Origin of the sequence: Streptomyces sp. NPDC001480, assembly GCF_042894725.1 — a bacterium.
GTDB lineage: Bacteria > Actinomycetota > Actinomycetes > Streptomycetales > Streptomycetaceae > Streptomyces.
The window spans coordinates 249,691-268,038 of sequence record NZ_JBIAVX010000006.1 but is presented as its reverse complement, the minus strand read 5'-3'; the positions used below and the strand labels follow the sequence as shown (position 1 = coordinate 268,038).

Annotated in this window: 12 protein-coding genes and 3 pseudogenes; 9 read left to right on the top strand and 6 right to left on the bottom strand. The window is 70.8% G+C overall.

Translation table 11 applies throughout. From position 1 onward, the window contains the following. Nucleotides 1–2: 2 nt before the first annotated feature. Nucleotides 3–977 (bottom strand): Lrp/AsnC family transcriptional regulator, encoded by a 975-nt coding sequence (locus tag ACFY01_RS16760; protein ID WP_390736445.1) that lies wholly within the window; start codon nucleotides 975–977, stop codon nucleotides 3–5. A gap of 180 nt (nucleotides 978–1,157) precedes the next feature. Beyond that, complete coding sequence (locus ACFY01_RS16755; RefSeq protein ID WP_390736444.1) at nucleotides 1,158–3,566, bottom strand: MFS transporter; 2,409 nt, start codon at nucleotides 3,564–3,566, stop codon at nucleotides 1,158–1,160. 401 nt (nucleotides 3,567–3,967) lie between these two features. Between ACFY01_RS16755 and ACFY01_RS16750 the strand changes: the two genes are divergently transcribed. The 3 genes from ACFY01_RS16750 to ACFY01_RS16740 all read left to right on the top strand — a co-directional run bounded on the left by ACFY01_RS16750 (nucleotide 3,968) and on the right by ACFY01_RS16740 (nucleotide 6,922). Then, nucleotides 3,968–6,061: a SpoIIE family protein phosphatase gene (locus ACFY01_RS16750; protein ID WP_390736443.1), complete on the top strand. Its 2,094-nt coding sequence runs from the start codon at nucleotides 3,968–3,970 to the stop codon at nucleotides 6,059–6,061. 277 nt (nucleotides 6,062–6,338) lie between these two features. Continuing rightward, nucleotides 6,339–6,479, top strand: a complete 141-nt coding sequence (locus ACFY01_RS16745; RefSeq protein ID WP_390736442.1) for a hypothetical protein — start codon at nucleotides 6,339–6,341, stop codon at nucleotides 6,477–6,479. A 74-nt stretch (nucleotides 6,480–6,553) separates the two neighbouring features. Continuing rightward, nucleotides 6,554–6,922, top strand: coding sequence for a VOC family protein (locus ACFY01_RS16740; RefSeq protein ID WP_390736441.1), 369 nt, complete (start codon nucleotides 6,554–6,556; stop codon nucleotides 6,920–6,922). A 28-nt stretch (nucleotides 6,923–6,950) separates the two neighbouring features. Here ACFY01_RS16740 and ACFY01_RS16735 read toward each other — a convergent pair whose 3' ends face one another. Further along, on the bottom strand, nucleotides 6,951–7,709 hold the full coding sequence (locus ACFY01_RS16735; protein ID WP_390736440.1) for a TetR/AcrR family transcriptional regulator: 759 nt from the start codon (nucleotides 7,707–7,709) through the stop codon (nucleotides 6,951–6,953). Nucleotides 7,710–7,813: 104 nt separating this feature from the next. On the opposite strand from ACFY01_RS16735, the gene ACFY01_RS16730 reads away from it, so the two are divergent. Both ACFY01_RS16730 and ACFY01_RS16725 read left to right on the top strand, forming a co-directional pair. After that, nucleotides 7,814–8,749, top strand: coding sequence for an NmrA family NAD(P)-binding protein (locus tag ACFY01_RS16730; protein WP_390736439.1), 936 nt, complete (start codon nucleotides 7,814–7,816; stop codon nucleotides 8,747–8,749). Between the two features lie 392 nt (nucleotides 8,750–9,141). Further along, on the top strand, nucleotides 9,142–9,456 hold the full coding sequence (locus ACFY01_RS16725; RefSeq protein ID WP_390736438.1) for a DUF6980 family protein: 315 nt from the start codon (nucleotides 9,142–9,144) through the stop codon (nucleotides 9,454–9,456). 248 nt (nucleotides 9,457–9,704) lie between these two features. On the opposite strand, the gene ACFY01_RS16720 is transcribed toward ACFY01_RS16725, so the two are convergent. Continuing rightward, on the bottom strand, nucleotides 9,705–11,375 hold the full coding sequence (locus ACFY01_RS16720; RefSeq protein WP_390736437.1) for a trypsin-like serine protease: 1,671 nt from the start codon (nucleotides 11,373–11,375) through the stop codon (nucleotides 9,705–9,707). On the opposite strand from ACFY01_RS16720, the gene ACFY01_RS16715 reads away from it, so the two are divergent. Both ACFY01_RS16715 and ACFY01_RS16710 read left to right on the top strand, forming a co-directional pair. Beyond that, nucleotides 11,374–11,562 carry a hypothetical protein gene (locus ACFY01_RS16715; RefSeq protein ID WP_390736436.1) on the top strand — a complete coding sequence of 63 codons (189 nt, stop codon included), beginning with the start codon at nucleotides 11,374–11,376 and terminating at the stop codon, nucleotides 11,560–11,562. The genes ACFY01_RS16720 and ACFY01_RS16715 overlap by 2 nt on opposite strands. A 282-nt stretch (nucleotides 11,563–11,844) precedes the next feature. Then, nucleotides 11,845–12,732: a hypothetical protein gene (locus tag ACFY01_RS16710; protein WP_390736435.1), complete on the top strand. Its 888-nt coding sequence runs from the start codon at nucleotides 11,845–11,847 to the stop codon at nucleotides 12,730–12,732. A 73-nt stretch (nucleotides 12,733–12,805) separates the two neighbouring features. Here ACFY01_RS16710 and ACFY01_RS16705 read toward each other — a convergent pair. Next, a pseudogene (locus tag ACFY01_RS16705) lies at nucleotides 12,806–13,523 on the bottom strand (NAD(P)H-binding protein); the annotation flags it as partial. Between the two features lie 17 nt (nucleotides 13,524–13,540). Here ACFY01_RS16705 and ACFY01_RS16700 point away from each other — a divergent pair. Beyond that, nucleotides 13,541–13,904: pseudogene (locus ACFY01_RS16700) on the top strand (LysR family transcriptional regulator); the annotation flags it as partial. A gap of 151 nt (nucleotides 13,905–14,055) precedes the next feature. On the opposite strand, the gene ACFY01_RS16695 reads toward ACFY01_RS16700, so the two are convergent. Next, nucleotides 14,056–17,040, bottom strand: a complete 2,985-nt coding sequence (locus tag ACFY01_RS16695) for a SpoIIE family protein phosphatase (RefSeq protein WP_390736434.1) — start codon at nucleotides 17,038–17,040, stop codon at nucleotides 14,056–14,058. A gap of 548 nt (nucleotides 17,041–17,588) precedes the next feature. Here ACFY01_RS16695 and ACFY01_RS16690 point away from each other — a divergent pair. Next, nucleotides 17,589–18,262, top strand: a pseudogene (locus ACFY01_RS16690) (LLM class flavin-dependent oxidoreductase). Nucleotides 18,263–18,348 lie beyond the last annotated feature (86 nt).

The following is an 18,348-nucleotide window of genomic DNA, read 5'->3' as shown; positions in this document are numbered from 1 at the left end:
GGTCAGCGGCCGGGCTCGTAAGCGAGCTGCTTGACCTCTCGCAGGGCGAGGGTGGTCTCGACGGAGCGGACGCCGTCCAGGGCTCCGATCTTGTCGCTGAGATAGGTGTAGAGGGCTCCGGTGCTGGGATGCAGGGTGGCGGCGACGATGTTGGCCTGGCCCGTGGTGGCCGCCGCGAAACGTACCTCGGGGTGCGAGGCGAGGGCACGGCCGGTGTCGGCGAGGGCGGCCGGGGCGACGGTGAGCCAGAGCATGGCGACGACGTCGTTGCCGAGGTGTTCGTGGTCGAACTGCACGTCCAGGTAGAGGACCCCGATGGAACGCAGTCGATCCACACGCCGCCGTACCGCGGATTCCGACAGGCCGGTGCTCGCTTGGAGTTCGGTGAGCGAGGCCCGTCCGTCGCGGGCGAGGGCGGCGAGCAGCGCCTCGTCGGCGTCCTCCAGCACGACGGTATCGGTGCCTGGGTCGACGGGTGGCGGACTCAGGGCGGCCTGTTCGTCGGGGCTGAGGGCATCGATCTTGCTGAGCCACCCGACCGGTCCGCCATAGAACTGGTGCAGCAGGCAGTGGGCGCTGACCGACGTGACACGAGGGGTGCGCTGGAGGCGGTCGAGGAGGAGTTCGTCCCGCTCCTGCCGCGTGCGCGGCTTCATCGCGCACATCACTTCGGTGCCGCCGGAGATGACGCTGACGTAGGCGGTGTCCGGGCGCCGGGCCAGTGCGCTCGCCAGTTGTTCGGCGGTGTCCGGGATGCAACGCAGGCGCAGGAGCCAGGTGCTGCGGCCGAGTCGGCTTTCGTCGGTGATACCGAGCACACGCAGATGGATGGTGCTGCGCAGCCGCCGGAAGCGGCGGGCGACGGTCTGGTCGGACACCCCCAGGACGTCCGCGATCTGGTTGAACGGCGCCCGGCCGTCGAGCTGGAGCGCCTGCAACAGCTTCAGATCGAGTGGATCGGGTGGCTGGGCCCGCACTGGGTTCCTCCTTGTCGAGCGTCAGGTCGTGCGGGTGAGGTCCGGGCCCCGGAAGGACCCGGACCTCAGCTGGGCGCGCTCCCGTCCCCACGGCCGGCGCCCCGCACCGGACCCGGCTGCTGTATGCCCCAGTGTCACCGGATCCGGCACGTATGCGAGCGGGCAGACTGGGCCACGGCTTCAGCTGTCCGGGTGAGCCAGTTCCAGATGGACGTCCTCCGGAATCCGGCCGTCCACGGAGACCGCCTTGCTCACGGGCGGATACCCGGCAGCGATCACCGAGTAGCCGCCGGCGTCCAGATCGGCGAAGGCGTAGCCGCCGTCAGGGCCGGTGGTGGTGGTGCCCACGACATTCCCGGCCGCGTCCACCAGCGTGACCCGCGCGTCGGCCAGGCTCCGAAGGTGGGCACCCGCCCGTACGACGCCCCGCAGCTGCGCGCCCGACCACAGCGGCACCTTCAGCGCGCCGGCTTCGGGGTCGGAGGCCTGCACGCGAAGTGCGGCGGGCCGGAACCCAGGGGCGTTCACCGTGAGCGTGACGTCGCTCGCCGGCAGCTCACCGAAGGCGAAACGCCCGGCGGTGTCGGTCATGCCGCCGGCCAGTACGTCGCCGCGTACGTCAGTGACCGTGACCAGGGCGCCCTCCACGGCCATTCCGCCATCGGCCGACACCACGGTGCCGGCGACCCTGCTGCCTCCGGCCAGAACCAGGTCATGGACCAGCGGCCGCTCGCCGAGCACAACCGTGGACGCCTGGGGCTGGTGGCCGTCCGCGGCGGCGATCAGCACGTACGACCCTCCCGTCGGGGCGGTCAGCTCGTACCGGCCGACGATGTCGGCCACGACTCGGCCGACCTGGCTCCCGGCCGACGAGACCAGGGTGAGCGCGGCACCCGCCATGCCGTCGCCGACGGCGTCACAGACCCGGCCGGAGAGAACGGCCCCACGACCGGCCCGGGCGGGAACATCGGTCTCACTGCCCGCGAAGCCCCACCCGCCCGACCGCGGGATCGGGGCCGACACCGGGCCGTGCCCACCGCCCGCACCCACGAGAACCGGCTCCGGGTCCGGATCGCGTTCGGCGAACGGCTTCGCCTCCTCGGGGCCCCGCGGGGCCGCCGCCCGCGGGGTGCGCAGCAGCACCACCCCGACGACCGCGGCGAGCAGCGCGAGAGCGGCGGCCACGACGAGGCACAGTTGAAGGCCGTCGAGGAAGGCCGCCGAGAGAGCGCCCAGGGCCCGGCCGGTCTCCGCTCCCAGGTCCATCCGGGCCACCACACCCAACCCGCCGGAGTCCACCGCCGCCGTGATCCGCTGCGCCGTCGAGCCGTCCACGCCGGCGTCGGCGAGATGACCGGGGAGGGTGTCGGTGGCCCTGGTGGTCAGCAGCACGCCCAGAACGGCCGGGCCGAGCGCGCCGCCGACCTGCCGGAAGGCGTTGTTGCCCGCCGCCGCCATACCGGCCAGGTGATGAGGTACGGAGGCCACGGCGGTGGCGGTCATGGGCGTGACGACCAGACCCAGGCCGAAGCCGAGCAGGGCCAGCCGCCAGGCCAGCGCACCGAACGGCGTGTGCGCGTCGAGCGCGGTCAGGGACAGCAGGGCCCCCATGGTGAACAGCAGACCAGTGGTGATCAGGAGGCGTGCCGAGACCCGGCGCATCAACGGCCCTGCCACGACCCCGACGAGCAGGCACACCACCGTCACCGCCAACAGCCGGTACCCCGCGTCGAGGGTGTCGAGCCGCTGCACCATGCCGAAGTAGAGACTGAGCACGAAGAAGAAGCCGATCAGGCCCAGGAAGGTGATCATCGCGATCAGCGTGGTGGCGCTGAACGCCGGGCTGCGGAAGAGCGCCAGGTCCAGCATCGGGCTGGCGCTGCGCCGCTCGGCCAGGACGAACACGAGGGCGCTGACGGCGGCCAGCACGAAGGAGACGATCACCCTGGGCCGGGAGAAGGAGTCGGCACCGCCTTCGATCACGCCGTAGACGAGCGAGGTGATCGCCAGCGCGGCGGTGATCTGGCCAGGCCAGTCCAGCCGACGCGAGCCAGGGGCCCGGGAGTCGTCCACCAGGGGCACCGCGACCGCCATGGTGAGCACGGCTACCGGTATGGCCGGCAGGTAGATCCATCGCCAGGCGGCGTGGTCGAGGATCACGCCCGCCACCAGGGGACCGGCGGCCAGTGCCGACATCAGGGCAGCGGCCCACAGGCCGACGAACTTGGCACGCTCGTGCGGGTTGGGCACCGCGTGGCTGATCAGCGCCAGCGTCGTGGGCAGCAGCGCGGCCGCGCCCAGCCCGGCCAGTGCCTGCCCGACCCACAGAACCTGGACCGAGTGCGCGCTCAGGGCGACGGCCGCTCCTATGACGGCGAACAGCAGGCCCGCCTGGAAGACCTTCTTGCGGCCGTGCACGTCTCCGAAGACGCCGGCGGTCAGGATGAGGGCCGCCATGGGCAGGACGAACGCGTCCGAGATCCACGACAGCTGTGAGGTCGACGCGTGCAGAGCCCGCTGGATGGCAGGAAGGCTCGCCGAGACGCTGGTGACTGGCAGATAGGCGACGAACACCCCGACGCAAGCCATGACAAGCGTGGCTTTCGGACTCTGCCGTGGTCCGGCCGCCGTTGTTCCGACGTTCACAAATCCTCCGTTCCGGTGCGGCGGGTCGCCAGCACGACGGCCACTTTCCGGCCGGTTCCAGCCAGAGGCCAGTCACAGCCCGCAGAGCCCGGAAAACCGACATCCGGGCGGAGGATCCGAAGGATTTCCGACAGCTGTCGACGCCCGGCACCCGGGCTCAGCCACCGGCAGGCCCGGTGGCGTGGATCCATCGATCACTCCGGGACCGCGTGCCGACCGCTCCGCACGGGCGTACGGTCCTCATATGGGCGAGGCCGGGTATGCGCGGCGTTCGGGTGCCGCTCCGACGGGGAGCAGTCACTACCGGACGGGGAGCAGTCACGACCGGTACGGGTGATCCTGGCATGGGTGCCGATGCACTGGACGCCGCGCTCGCGGAGACGGTGCGCCGAACCGGTGCGTCCATCGGCGCTCTGTACCTGCTCGCACCGGACGAGCGGCTGCTGTGCCTGGACGTGGTGTGCGGGGTGCCGCTCGAGTTCGCCGCCCCCTGGACGAGGGTTCCGCTCGCCGGCCCGGCACCCGTCGCCGACGCCGTGCGCGAGGACCGCATGGTGTGGGTCGGCAGCCAGGAGGAGATGGTCCGCACCTATCCGCGCACCGCGATGGTGCTTCCCTACCCGCTGGCGTTGGCTGCCGCGCCGGTCACCGGCGTCCGGCGGTGGGGATCCCTGCTGCTGATGTGGCCGGCCACGCGTCCGCCGCACATGACCCGACGCGAGCGCGGAAACATCACGTCGAGTTGCCGGCGTCTGGCCCGGCTGCTGGAGGAAGCCGCCGAGCAGGGCGCTCCCGCAGGCCGCGAGCGGCCGCGCGCCGTGCCCGTCGGCGCCGGCCAGCGGTCCGTGCCTCCGGAGCTGGCGGTCGCCGACTTCGTCGATCGCCTGCCCGGCGGCAGCTGCGCCCTGGATCTGGAGGGGCGCTTCACCTACGTCAGCTCCGGTGCCGCCGACCTGCTGGGCCGTGAGGCCGGTCAGCTGCTGGGCACCCTGCCGTGGCAGTCCCTGCGCTGGCTCGACGATCCGGTCCACGAGGACCGTTACCGTGCCGCGGTGATCAGCCGGGAGCCTGTTTCGTTCACGGCGTGCCGGCCGCCGGACCAGTGGCTGGACTTCCACCTGTACCCGGACGACAGCGGCATCAGCGCTCGGATCCTTCCCAGCAGTGCGCACGAACCGTCCCCACCGGCGTCCCCCCAGCCCGCAGGCGCCGCTGGACCGGCCCGTGCCGGCCAGCTGTACCAGCTCACGCATCTCGCCGCCGCGCTGGCCGAGGTCGTCGGTGTCCAGGACGTCGTCGATCTGGTAGCCGACCAGATCATGCCTGCCTTCGGCGCCCAGGGCCTGGTCCTGTCCACCGCCGACGCCGGCCGACTGCGGATCACCGGCCACCGCGGCTATGCCTCCGAGAGCATCGCAAGTCTGGACGGCCTCCCGCTCGACACCGCCTTCACCCCGGCCGGGCACGCCCTGGCCAGCGGCGTCCCCGCGTTCTTCGCCGACGTCGAGGAGATGCGGCGCAGCTACCCAGAGGCACCGTCGGTCAGTGGCAAGCAGGCCTGGGCCTTCCTGCCTCTGGTCATCTCCGGCCGACCGGTCGGAGTCTGCGTCCTGTCCTACGACAGCCCCCACGCGTTCCCGGCCGAGGAACGCGCCGTGATGACCTCGCTCGCCGGGCTCGTCGCCCAGGCATTCGACCGCGCCCGCCTCTACGACACCAAACACGAACTCGCCCACGGTCTCCAGCAGGCGCTGCTCCCACGCAGCCTCCCGGCGATCAACGGCCTGCGGGTCGCCGCCCGTTACCTGCCCGCCACCCGCGGCATGGACATCGGCGGAGACTTCTACGACCTGATCCGCCTCGGCGACACCGCCGCGGCGGCCGTCATCGGCGACGTCCAGGGCCACAACGTCGCCGCCGCCGCCCTGATGGGGCAGGTACGCACCGCCGTCCACGCCCACGCGACCCTCGGCACACCGCCCGACGAGGTCCTTCACCGGACCAACCGGCTGCTGACCGATCTCGCCCCCGGCCTGTTCACCAGCTCCCTCTACGTCCACCTCGACTTCGCCCGCCGACGCGTGACGCTGGCCAGCGCCGGCCACCCGCCACCGATCCTGCGCCTTCCCGAGGGCGAGACCCGGCCCCTCGAGGTCCCACCCGGACCGCTCCTCGGCATCGACCCCGACGCCGCCTTCCCCGTCACCGAGGTCCCGCTCACCGAGGGAATGCTGCTGGCCCTCTACACCGACGGCCTCGTCGAGACACCGGGCGTCGACCTCGACGACTCCATCACCCACCTCGCACACCATCTCGCCGAGGCCGACGACCAGGACCTGCACCTGCTCATCGACGCCGTGCTGAGCAAGACCGACACCACCAGGCGACGCCTCGACGACATCGCCCTGCTGGTGCTACAGAAAGAAGCGTGCCGCTGACGGCGGGGTTCACCAGGCTTCCAGACCCCGCTGGGGCGGGACACGACAACCTCCCGCCCACCAGGGTGCGGACATCCGCTGCTGGGCGAACCGCACGGCAGCGCCCATTCCATGGCTGGTGAGCCCGCTGATGCGATGCGGCGCGTACCTCACGGACCGTGCCCGGCCTCACCCTCTGCCATGAGATGGCCGGACACCGGGCGACGGCCTCGTCGAGTAACCGATTCCCCGGAATTCCCGCTGATTCTGCCCTGGACCGGCGGGTACTCCCAGCTGTATGGGATCTTTGGGTTCGCCGGTGTTGCTGGTGTTGTTCGTGGCCAGTGCGGCTGTCATCTGGATTGCGGGCATCAAGCTGTCGGACACCACCGATGTGCTCGCCGAACGACTTCACCTCGGCAGCGCCTTGAGGTTATGAGCCTGCCCCGTGATGGCTCTCCGAGGGCTGCTTTCCCGCTGTGCCCGAGGCCCCCTGCCTGCAAGACTGGCCGCATGCCAGAAGTCGCCTTCACACGGGTCGCGCCCGTTGTCCCGGTCCGGGATCTAGACGCCGCTCTGGATCGATACCGGCGTCTGGGCTTCACGGCCAACGCCTATGAGGGCCCTGATCGTTACGGCACCGCCGAGCGGGGATCGGTCTCGGTCCACCTCACGGAGTGGTTGGAGCACGATCCTCACCGCACCGGAGCCGTCATCTACCTCTACGTGAGTGACGCTGACGCCGTCTATGCCGAGTGGAAGGCCTCCGGGGTCGAGGGCCGCTTCGTCGACCCGTCGGACACGCTCTACGGCCTCCGGGAGTTCGCGTACGTGGACGCCGACGGCACGGCTCACCGTGTGGGTTCACCTCTGGCAACCTGAGGCGCCGGTCGCGCCGCTCGCGCCGGACTCAGCCGACGGCATCCCTGGCTGCCGTGTCGAGACGGCGGCGATGTGCTCGCTGTCGGCAGGTCGCTCCGCAGTAGCGGGCCGGGCGGCCGGTGGAGCGGGCCTCGAGCGGGGCCCCGCATTCCTCGCACCACGACGGTGTGTGCAGCGTTCCGGGAGTGTCACGAAACCGCCAGTCTTGCGTGACGGATGAGGGAGTTCGCAGGCTCTCCAGCGCCAGCCGCACCATGCGGGTGCCCCTGTTCTGGTCGCGGTGGGCGGCCCGTATCGTCGCGCACCCGACGGTGAGCGCGGCGACATCGTCCGTGCTGACGTCCGTGCGGACCCCACCAGCCCGTTGGGCTGCGCGGAGCAGTTCGTCAAGTGCCCGGCGGAACCGTCGTGCCGACGCGGCCAGGCACGGCCGTGGCCAACTCGGCTGCTCGGTCAAGGCGTCGCAGGCGTACTTGCGCCCGTGGGACGTGTCGACGACCTCCAGGAGGAAGCCGAAGAACGCCGCGACGGGGTCAACGCGGGCCGCCCACTGTCGAGCGGCGTCCACCAGGTCGTCGACCTGCTGGACGAGTACGGCCTCCAGCAGGATCTCCTTGCTGGGGAAATGCCGGTACACGGTGCCGGTGCCGACCCCCGCCTGCCGTGCGATCGCGGCGAGCGAGACGTCCAGGCCGTATTCGTCGAACGCCTGCGAAGCGGCGGCGAGCACCTTCCTGCGGTTACGGCGGGCATCGGCCCGGCCCGGGTCCTGGGGAGCTGCGGTCATGTCACGTAATCCCTTGTCCGTGCCACTCGACCGGGTGGAGCATTCCACATCGACCCCGGGTCCAACCCACCGTACCCACCGACCGTCCCGGGGCGGAGGACGACATGACCACTGACCGCTTGGTTGTGGTGACCGGTGCGACCGGTCGGCAGGGCGGTGCCACCGCACACCGGCTCCTGGCGGCCGGCAGACCGGTGCGCGCGCTCGTACGGGACACGAACGCACCCGCCGCCACAGCACTCGCAGCCGCGGGAGCGGAGCTCGTGCACGGCGACTTCGACGAACGGTCCAGTCTGCCTGCCGCGTTGGAGGGAGCAGCGGCCCTGTTCGCCGTACCACCCGTGGCGTTCGGACCGGACGGCCCTGACGTGGAGCGCGAGTTCACCCGGGGCCGGGCACTGATCGATGCCGCGGCCGCGGCGGGAGTCGAGCACGTCGTGTTCACGGGTATCGCGTCCACGCCGGGTCGACCGGGTGGCTCCGAGGGAAAGAAACGCATCGAGGACTACTTGTGTGAGCGGATCCGGTCGGTGACCGTTCTGCGTCCGGTGCGGTTCATGTCGAACTACCTGGGTTCGACGCCCATGGGCCTCGACGGCATCGTCCGCGGCGTGCACCGGCACATCTTCCCGCCGGACGAACCCGTCCAGATCATCGCGGTGGAGGACATCGCCGAGTTCGCGGCGCTGGCCTTCGACCAGCCGGACCGGTTCGCCGGACGGATTCTGGAACTGGCCGGGGACGCCCCCACTCCGGCCGAGGCGGTCGCCGCGATCAGCGAGGCCACCGGTACGGCGATCCGGTACAAGCAGCTGACCCACGCCGAGGCCACAGGGCTCAACCCCGAGATCGCCCGGGCCAGGGAGCGCTGGGCAGCCGGATCGCGCTGGCATGCCGACATCGAGGCGCTGCGCATCATCCATCCCGGACTGCGTACGCTCGCGGACTGGCTCGCCGAATCCGGTGCCGTCCTGCTTCGGAAGCGGCTCCTCGAAACCGGGACTCGTGCGGAGCAACGCAGCGGTGCACCAACCGCCTGAAGCAGTGGGGATACATCACGACCCGCTACGAGAAGACCGCGAGCACCCACCGGGCCGCACTCCACCCTCTACACGCCTCGCGGCTACCAGGTAGCAGAGCCAGGCCCGCGCCGGTAAGTGTGCGGCGCGATTTCCGTCTTCGCATGTCACCCGAGGTCCGGAGCTGGCTCAAGGAAGTCGGTGAGCGCAGAGGCGAATGCCTCGGGCGCCTGCTCCTGCCGCCGGCGCGACACCGACACTTCCTTGCCCCGGCCGGTACCGACCAGGTGTGCGCGTCAACCCATGTTGCCGTCGGCTCCACATTCGTGACCGACCGTCCGTGTGCCACCCGGTGATCCTTACAGACCGTGGTCTACTTCTGGTCACGGTGCCGACAACGAGAAGCCGAGGTCATGACCAATCACTGCTGCGAGGCGATGACCAGCCGCGTGAACGTGGGCTGCGAACAGCACGACGATTCCTTCGCCTGCCCGGACGCGCTGGTCGACTTCAGCGCGAAGTTCCAGGAGTACGGGCTGATCATCCATGACGGCGGCACGTCGAGCATCACGATCAGCTTCTGTCCCTGGTGCGGACGACGGCTCCCCGAGTCGCAGCGGGACCGATGGTTTGACGAACTGGAGCGCCGCGGGATCGATCCCTGGGAGGAAGAGGTGCCTGCCGAGTTCCAGGACGACCGCTGGCTCGCCTCTCTGCACCGGGAGTAACAGGCGTAGCTTCCGGTGTCAGTGCCCCTCTGCCGGGGACGGACCAGGGGCTGTCGACCGGCGGCGTCACCCGGCTGTGCGGCGACGGTTTCTAGCGCACCGGGAAGCTGGAGTTTTATATGGGAGGCGGCGGGATCGCCCGCTACGCGCGTGGCCGCCTCCGGCGCTCGATGACTCAGAGCACATCCACGAACGCCCGGCCGGCGCGCGAGTTGTCCCGCGGCCGACCGAGTGGTTCCGGGGTGGGCTCAGGAAGTCGGGGCGACGAGCATGTGTTCGGTTCCCAGTCGGTTGGCGAGCGTATCGGTGTACATGGTCGTCTCGCCGTCGGACCAGCGGATGACGAGGTCGTCGGTACGACCGTTTCCGGTGTAGTTGCCGGTCGTCATGGCACTGTCATGGGTCCAGAGCTTGTTGGGGTCCAGGATGCGCTGCTCGGTGCCGAGGCCCGACGTGGTGGTGCCGACGTAGTTGTCGAGTTCACCGTCGGTCCAGCGCACCATGAGGTCCCACTTCTGGTTGCCGGAGAACTCACCGGCGGTCAGGAGTGTGGCGTCCTTCCACGTGTCGTTGGGGTCTTTGAGCTTGTGCTCCTGGCCGAAGGTGCCGGCGCTGACGTTGGTGTAGAGGGTCAGTTCGCCGTCGACCCAGCGCACGACCAGGTCGGTGACGTACTGGGAGGCGTTGAAGCGGCCCGCCGCGATCTGGATCGCGTTCTTCCAGAGGTCGTTGGGCTTGATCATCTGGGTGCCCGCCCAGTTCAGTCCCTTGGAGCCGACGTCGCCGTAGAGGGTGACCTCGCCGTCGGACCAGCGCACCAGCAGGTCGAACTGGTTGGACCCGGTGAAGTCACCGGCGGTGATGGTTTCCGCGTGGGTCCACGTGCCGTTGGGGGCCAGCAGTTGCCGCTCGGTGTCGTAGCCGCCGTTGCCGTTGCCGGGGTAGAGGGTGACTTCGCCGTCGGTCCAGACCACGATCATGTCGCTGTGGCCGGTCTGGCGGAAGTCGCCGGAGGCGAGCAGCTTGGCGTGCTGCCAGGTGGTTGCCGCGCCGGGCAGTCGGGGGCTGTCCGTCGACGGCTGGTACGGCGGCTTGCTGCCCGGCAGTCGGTGGGCGGCGGCGTCCGCGAACAGGTCCTGGGCGTCCTTGCCGTAGACCGGTGCGTACGTCACCCAGTCGTCGTTGGCGTCGTTGCCACCGCCGTTGTACCCGCCCGTGTTGCCGATGACCTTGCCGGTGCCGGTGGTGGGGTTGTAGTCCTCGATCCAAGGACCGCCGGAGACACCGCCGTAGAAGCCTGTGCAGGTCATGCGCATCTGCCGGAATCCCGGCAGCCGCGAGGTGGTGACCGGGCAGCGAACCGGCTCGTGCTTGGGGTTGACGCTGTCGCTGCCGGGATAGCCGATGACGGTGACGTTGTGGGTGTAGCTGGCGGTGGGCGTGAACGTCAGAGCTCCGGTGACGTCCTCCACCTTGCCCCGGCTGTTGGAGCCGACCCACGCGAAGGCCAGGTCGAGGTCGGAGGTGGGTGCTTTGGTGTTCTTCTCGTAGCGCGGGTCTATGTACACCTGGGAGACCGGAAACACGCCGTGCGGCTGATCGGCGGCGGACTTGCCGTCGCGGTACTGCGGTACGAAGATGCGGTGCTCGGCACCCTCCAGGCCGCGGCCGCAGTGCCCGGCGGTCAGGACGATGTCCTTGGCGGCGGTGTGCACGACGCTGCCCGTGCAGTACGTGCTCTTTCCGCCCAGCGGCCTGCCGTCGAAGAAGAAGGTGCCCACCATCGGGTGCCCGCCGAAGTGCTCCGGGTCGGGCGTACCCGAGGGCGGTGACCGGTCCGCCCCGGTGACGCCGGCCACGCCGTGCGGCGAGGCGGGGGCCGAGTGCGGTGCGGCGTCGACCGGGACCGCTTCGTCCATGCGGTCGGCCGTCCAGTACTTCTCCTCCTCACTGAGACTCGGCGCTCCCGAGGGGGCGGAGGGCACCGTTGGGGCGGCGGGCTCCGTGCTCGTGGACGACGCCGACGGGGAGGGGGAGGCGGTCGGCTCGACGGCCCCCGCGACCGTCGAAGACGCCGAGGGCGCCGGCGACCCCGACGGCATCTGACCGGCTGGGGCGGAGGCAGTCGGCGCGGCGGAACCGGCCGGCGGCGGAGTGCCGGTTGCGGCAGACGCCGGGCCGGTGCCGAGTATGCCGGCGCACAGTCCGAGCGTGAGGGCCGGAATCCATCTGTGTCTGGAACGCAACGAGGTGTCTTTCCATCTAGTAGGAAGCCGAACGGCGGGCGACCCCCAACTCACGGGAGCCGCAGACCAGTTCGGCATATCGACCAATGGCATACTAGCGAGTAATTACTGACATACCACCAAATAACAGACGGGCGAGACGATGCACCGACTCCGTACGGCCGCGTGGGCGGCGCTCCCGCTGCTGCTGGCCCTCCTGGCGGCCGGGCCCGCCTCGGCCTCCCCGTCGGCACCGCCGCTGCCACTCCGTGGTGCCCGGTCTGTGCATCCCGGTGACACCCTGATGGTCATTGCCAAGAGCGGACAGGCCGCGTACGGCGACACCGTCCACTCGACCGTGTTCCTTGCGGCAGGGCGGCTGCGCATGATGACACCGGTGCTGACGGCCACCGTCACCATCGCCTGCGATGCCCGGCCCGGCACGTATCCGGTCACGCGGACCGGGGCCGGCGCCGACGGACCGGCCGGTCATCCGGCCCCTTGGGCGCGGCTGCACGTCCAACCCGCCGACGAGGCCGCACGCAGCGCCTGTCGCGACAAGGTGAAGAAGATGCCCCCGCCGGACCGGGAAGAACACTGGCCTGCGGACGACACCTGGCCCCAGTCGGAGTGGGATGTGCGGACCTTTCACGCCGGCAGCCGCATCACGATCACCGACAACGATGACGAGGGGATGGACGGCGACATCACCCTCAACTCCCGTGCGTTCACCGACCGCCCCACTCTGCGCGGAGCCAAGGCCGTCCTGACCGCCACCACCACTCTCAAGTGCGATGCCACGCCCGGGCTTTACACCGTTTACCGACATGATGCGGAACACGTCGAAGGCCAGTCCTCCAAACCATGGGCCCGGTTGCGCATCGCCCCCGCCGCACGAGCGAGTGCCTGCTCCACACAGGCGGCGGCGCACTCCTCCGGCACATCCCGCACCGCGGTGATGGCGTGGGCCGCGGGCAGTGTGCTCCTCATCGCCGCAGCGGGCACGGCGCTTCTCCTGCGGGCCCGGTTCCGCCGTCCGAACTCCGTCTGAAAAATGGCCCGTCCGTGGCGTTGATCTTCTGGGCCGGGTGGACGGTGTGTCAGGTGGTGACGGTGGTTACGGGATCGAGGCCGTAGCCGACGAGGGTCGTGTACATCTCGTCGAGCGGCCGGCGTTCGTAGCGGACGGGGCGGCCGAGCTGTTCGGTCATGATGCGGGCCAGGTCGTTGGGGGACAGGCCCCGCGGCCCGAGGGCCGGGACGCTGTCGGCGCCGGCCCACGAGCGGTCCAGCAGCAGGCCGGCGGCGACGGCCGCGATGTCGGCGACGGCGACGAAGGGGGCCTTGCGGTCGGCGTCGACGGAGTCTGTGAAGACGCCCTTCTCGCGGATCGAGTCGGTCTCCTCCAGGAGGTTCTCGAAGAACGACGCGCCGGCCAGGGCCCGGTAGGCCACGCCGGTGCCGGCGATGAGGTCGTCCATGGCGAGGGAGGCGGTCACGAGGCCGGCCCGGTCGGCGAGCGGGGTGCCGCGGCCGAGCGCGGAGACGCCGACGACATGGCCGACGCTATGGGCGGCGAGCGCCTTGACGGCAGGGCGGGTGAAACCGCTGTAGGCGTCCTGCGGGGTCTGGGAGGCGTCCGGGGGGACGAGCCAGAAGACGGCGTCCGCACCCTCGAAGGCCCGGTCGAGGACCTCGGCTTCTGCGTGCGAGCCGGTGACCACCTCGACGCGTCCGCGCGCCGCGTCCGGAAGCCGGGCGGGAACGCGCACGATCACGCGGAGTTCCTCCCCCCGCGGCGGGGGCGGACTCCAGGAGCCGCGGGAGCAGGTGGCGGCCGATGTTCCCGGTGGGAGCTAATGCTGGTGAGCGGCCCGGATCCGGTCATCGACGCCAATCTCGCCATCGCGCTGGACGCTCTGCTGGCCGAGCACAGCGTGACCCGCGCCGCCGCACGTCTGCACACCTCGCCCGCCGCCATGAGCCGCACCCTCGCCCGTCCGCGCCCTCCAGGACCCCCTCCTGGTCCGGGCCGGACAGACCATGGTTCCCACCCCACGCGCCCAGGCCCTGCGCGGGAAGGCCGCCGCAGTGGTACGCAGCCTCGGGGCGCTGCTCAGTCCTGGCGCGAGCGTCGACCCCGTCGGCCTCCGCAGCACCTTCACCCTCCAGGCCACCGACCTGGTCGGCGCGGCACTGGCTCCCGGACTGCTGCGACTGGCCGAGACATGCGCTCACCGAAGGTCACTGACCCCAGCCCGGCTCGCCGTCACAGAGTTCTCCGACTCGGGTTCCGACTCGGACCAGGCCCAATAGGGCGGGTAGGACGTCGACGCGCGCCACTGCCGTCAGGGCGCGGGACGGGGCGCAGTTGTCAGCGGGGTATCGGAGGCGGGAGGGGCTGTTCGGTCCAGATGGACTTGCCGGTGCGGGTGTGACGGGTGCCCCAGCGCTGGCAGAGCGCGGAGATGAGCTGTAGGCCGCGCCCGCCCTCGTCCGTGGCGGAGGTGTGGCGGATGTGCGGTGTGGTCAGACTGGCGTCGGAGATCTCGCAGATCAGTGTGCGGCTCCGGAGCATGCGCAGCCGGATGGGGCCACAGGCGTGCCGCACGACGTTTCCGACCAGCTCGCTGACCAGGAGCTCGGTGGTCATGAGCAGGTCCTCATCGGCCAGGTTCCAGTCGGCGAGCTGGACGCGGACCAGGTCACGGGCCTGACCCGCCGCCACCGGGTCCTCCGGCAACGGCCACTCGGCGACGTTCTCCGCGTCCAGCGGATGGGTGCGGGCCAGCAGCAGGGCGGCGTCATCGCTCAGCGCGCCGTGGGCGGGGAGGAGGGCGGCGGTGAGGTCGGCGCAGAGGGCGTCCAGGTCTGACCCGTCCGCTGGTGAGGCCTGCATGGCGTGCACGGACTGTGAGAGGAGCTCGGCGAGGTGGCTCATGCCGGTGGCGAGGTCCCTGTCCTTGCTCTCCACCAGGCCGTCGCTGTAGAGGGCGAGCAGGCTGTCGGCGGGCAGCAGGGTCTCGTGGGTGTCGAAGGGCGGAGCGGCCACCCCCAGTGGTGGGTCCGGAGCCATGGACAGGAAGGTGACGGTGCCGTCGGGGTGGGCGACCGCCGGGGGCGGCTGGCCGGCGCTGGCGTACGACAGAATCCGCGTCACCGGGTCGTAGATGCCGTACAGGCAGGTGGCGAAGGCGTCCGTGCCCAGCTCGCCGACGATGTCGTTGAGGTGGCCGAGGATCTCGTCGGGCGGCAGCTCCAGTTCCGAGAGGGTGCGGACGGCCGTGCGGAGCCCGCCCATGGTGGCGGCCTCGGCCATACCGTGGCCCATGACGTCGCCGATCACCAGCGCCACCCGGGCCGCAGAGAGGGGGATCACGTCGTACCAGTCGCCGCCGACGTCTGCTCCCTGTTCGGCCGGCTGGTAGCGCGCCGCCGTCGTCACCTCGGGCAGTTCGGGCAGTGCCTGCGGCAACAGGCTGCGCTGGAGGGTGCGGGCCCGGGTCGTCGCTTCGTCGTAGAGCCCGGCCCGCTCCATGGCCTGCGCGATCAGTCCGCTGAGCGCCGTCAGCAGCGTCCGTTCGTCATCGTCCAGCACCCGCGGCCGGCCGAAGGAGATCACCGCGGCGCCGATCTCGCGCCCGGACACGGCCAGCGGCAGGAAGACCCACGCCTGCTTGCGCCCTTCCCGGACCAGGACCTTGGTTGCCGGGTAGCGCTCCAGGAACTCCTCCGGGGAGGAGATGAAGAGGGCGGTGCGGGTGCTCAGGGCGTCCCCCACCGGGTTGTCCGCCACCGGCCACTTGCCGTCCAGCATCCGGGTGAAGCGTTCCGAATACCCTTGGGAGCCGACCACGGTCAGTCGGTCGTCGGCCACGCCGAGCATGATGAGACCAGTGGCTCCCAGGGGTGCCATCACACCGTCGGCCACCGCCGCCATCACGTCCTGAGCCGTGACAGCCTCGGCCAGCTCCCGCGTGGTCCGCTGCACCAGGGCCGCGCGTTCCCCCGCGGCCCGTTCCGCGGCGGCCCGCTCGACCTCCCGCAGATGCCGCTCGGTGGTGTCGGTGATGTAGAGAGTGAGACCCTCCGGTACCGGCACCAGCCGCAGGTGGTACCAGGACGCCCCGTCCGGTCCTGGTACGTCCAGCCCGGCGGGCCGGCCCTCGGCCGCCGTGGCCCGGCACCGTTGCTCCAGATCCGGCAGGGCCTGTAGCGCAGGAATGTCCCAGAGCAGGGCTCCGGCCACGTCGCCCGCGGCGCCGAAGAGCTTCTCGGCGGCCTGGTTGAGGAATCCGATGCGCCAGTCCCTGTCCAGGGAGACGAAGCCGTCGCTCATGTGCCGCAGCGCCCGGCCCACCGACTCGGCCGCAGTGTGCGTTTCGCTGCTGTCCCGGAGGCTGCCGATCACCTTCACCGGGACCCCCGCTTCGTCCGTGAGCGTCCGCGCACAAGCCTCGATCCAGAGGTACGTGCCGTCCTGCCGCCGGATCCGGTACTCGTCCTGGAAGCCACCGCGGAGCTGGATGCCCATGTCGAATCCGGTGACCGCACCCGGCAGGTCGTCCGGGTGGATCAGCGCCGCCCACGCCTCGATGCCGCCGACCATCACCTCCGGATCGATGCCGGCCAGCACCTCCTCGACGGGGCGGTCGGCGGTCAGCTCACCGGTGCGCAGGTCCCAGGTGTACGTGATGGAGGTCGCCCCTTCCGCGTTCCTGGGAGGCGCTTCACACGTTCCGGGCCCGTTCTCCAGGGCCCGCAGCAGGGTGGGGGACGGCTTGAGGATCCCGGACGACCTGAGCCTGCTGGACATCCAGGCCGCCACCTCGTTCAGAAACGCGCACTCCGTCGCGCTGGGCTCGTCGCCCGGGGCGAAGAGGACCGAGAGCGCGCCCCTTCGCCGGCCACCGCCCGGAACGGGGACGGCCAGGTGGCCTATGCCGTCGGGGACCCGGGAAGGCCACAGGGCGGCGGGATCCCGACCCGGCACCGGGTCGGGCGGGGCCAGGTGGGCCTGCCAGGTGATGGCGTCGTCGCGGGCGGACATGCTGGGCGGCGCCGAGCCCCGCGCCGGGATGATCAGCCAGGGCCGGGTCATCGACTCCGGCAGGCCACTGTCGGCGACCAGGTAGAGGATGCCGCTCATGCCGCCGCCCGGAAGATGCACCATGCCGCCCAGACCGTGCACCTCGGCCACCGCCTGCTGGAGCGCGGTCAGCAGCACATCGACATCGCGCCGCTCCTCGTCCACGGCGTCGAGCAGCCGCATCCGCATGCGGTGTCGCGCCAGGGGACGCGCGACCTGCACGTTCCGCAGTCCCTGCGGCTGGTGCGGCGGACGGGGAGTGTGTGACATGGGCGCGCCGATGTCGTTCGCATCGCTGCTTTTGGCATTCACCACGGCCGACTGTCGCCTCCGCTCACCGCTCGGCTACTCGCTGGGCTGCGTCATCGGTTGGAGACCACAGCGGTCCACAGCCGTCGATTCATCCTAATCCGGACGAATTCAGGAGATTTAATCGGCACCGCCGGTTTTTCGCAATGGTCAACCGTACGCGACGTCATGTCGCTGACTGTTACCGCCGAGTCGGCGAACAGCCGTTGCACGAGGGCCGGTGGCTGCTTCGCATGCCGAGTACTGGAGCTCGATGCTCGTCGACGGCCATCCGGACGGATACATCGACTGGTTCGTCCATTCTGGTTCGTGGGAGGTCCTTCCGCTGCGGCCCATGCCGGATGCCGCCGTCCACGGGCGGCCGGCAGGGCGGCCCGTCGACGGACCGGCGGGACTGCGTGGCGGTGTCCCGGCCGGGATGAAATGCGGGCGGTGCGGGAGTTGGGTGTGGCGACGGGGCGATCGGCGATCGTCGTGTCGCCATCGGACTGCCATCGAAAGGCAACCTCATGTCGCTGCTGCGCCTCGGCGTCTCGCTTCAACCGCGCTGGCCGCTGCACGACGGAGCCGGCGTGCTCCGTGCCGCACGCCATGCTGAGGACCTGGGCTTCGATCACGTTGCGGTCGGCAACCGCCTCCTGGACAGCGGTTTCGGTCTCGACACGGACCCGCTGGTTCTGCTGGCGGCCGTCGCCGGGTCAACGACGCCAATCAGGCGGCCACTTTGGACGTCGTATCCGGCGGCCGTCTGATCCTGGGCGTCGGCACCGGCTGGAACCCCGACGAGTCCGCCGCCGTTGGGGTGCCCGCCCGTGAACGCGGTGCACGCACCGACGACCACCTCGCCGCCGCCAAGGCCCTGTGGACCCGGCGACCCGCGGACTTCGACGGACCGTTCACGACACTGCGTCAGGCGCACTTGGGAGTGCCTCCGGTTTCCGCCGGCGGTCAGCCCGTGTGGGTCGGCGGCCAAAGCGACGCGGCCCTGCGCCGTGCGCTGCGGTTCCACCCGGGGCGGCCGCTCGGCGGTGCCGCGCCCAACGCCGCGAGCGTCGCCGACGACCTCGGGCGACTCGCCGAGGCGGGGCTCACCGCTTGCACCCTGTGGCTGCCGGTCGCGGCTGAGCAGGCCCAGGAGGCGATGGAGTGGGTCGCGGCCGAGGTGGCACCGCGACTCACCTGACGCGGCGCATGCGGTGCAGCCCAGGTCGGTGATCCGGGGCCCGGCAGGTACCCGGCGGTGAGGCGGCCGCTCCGGGCGCAACGCCG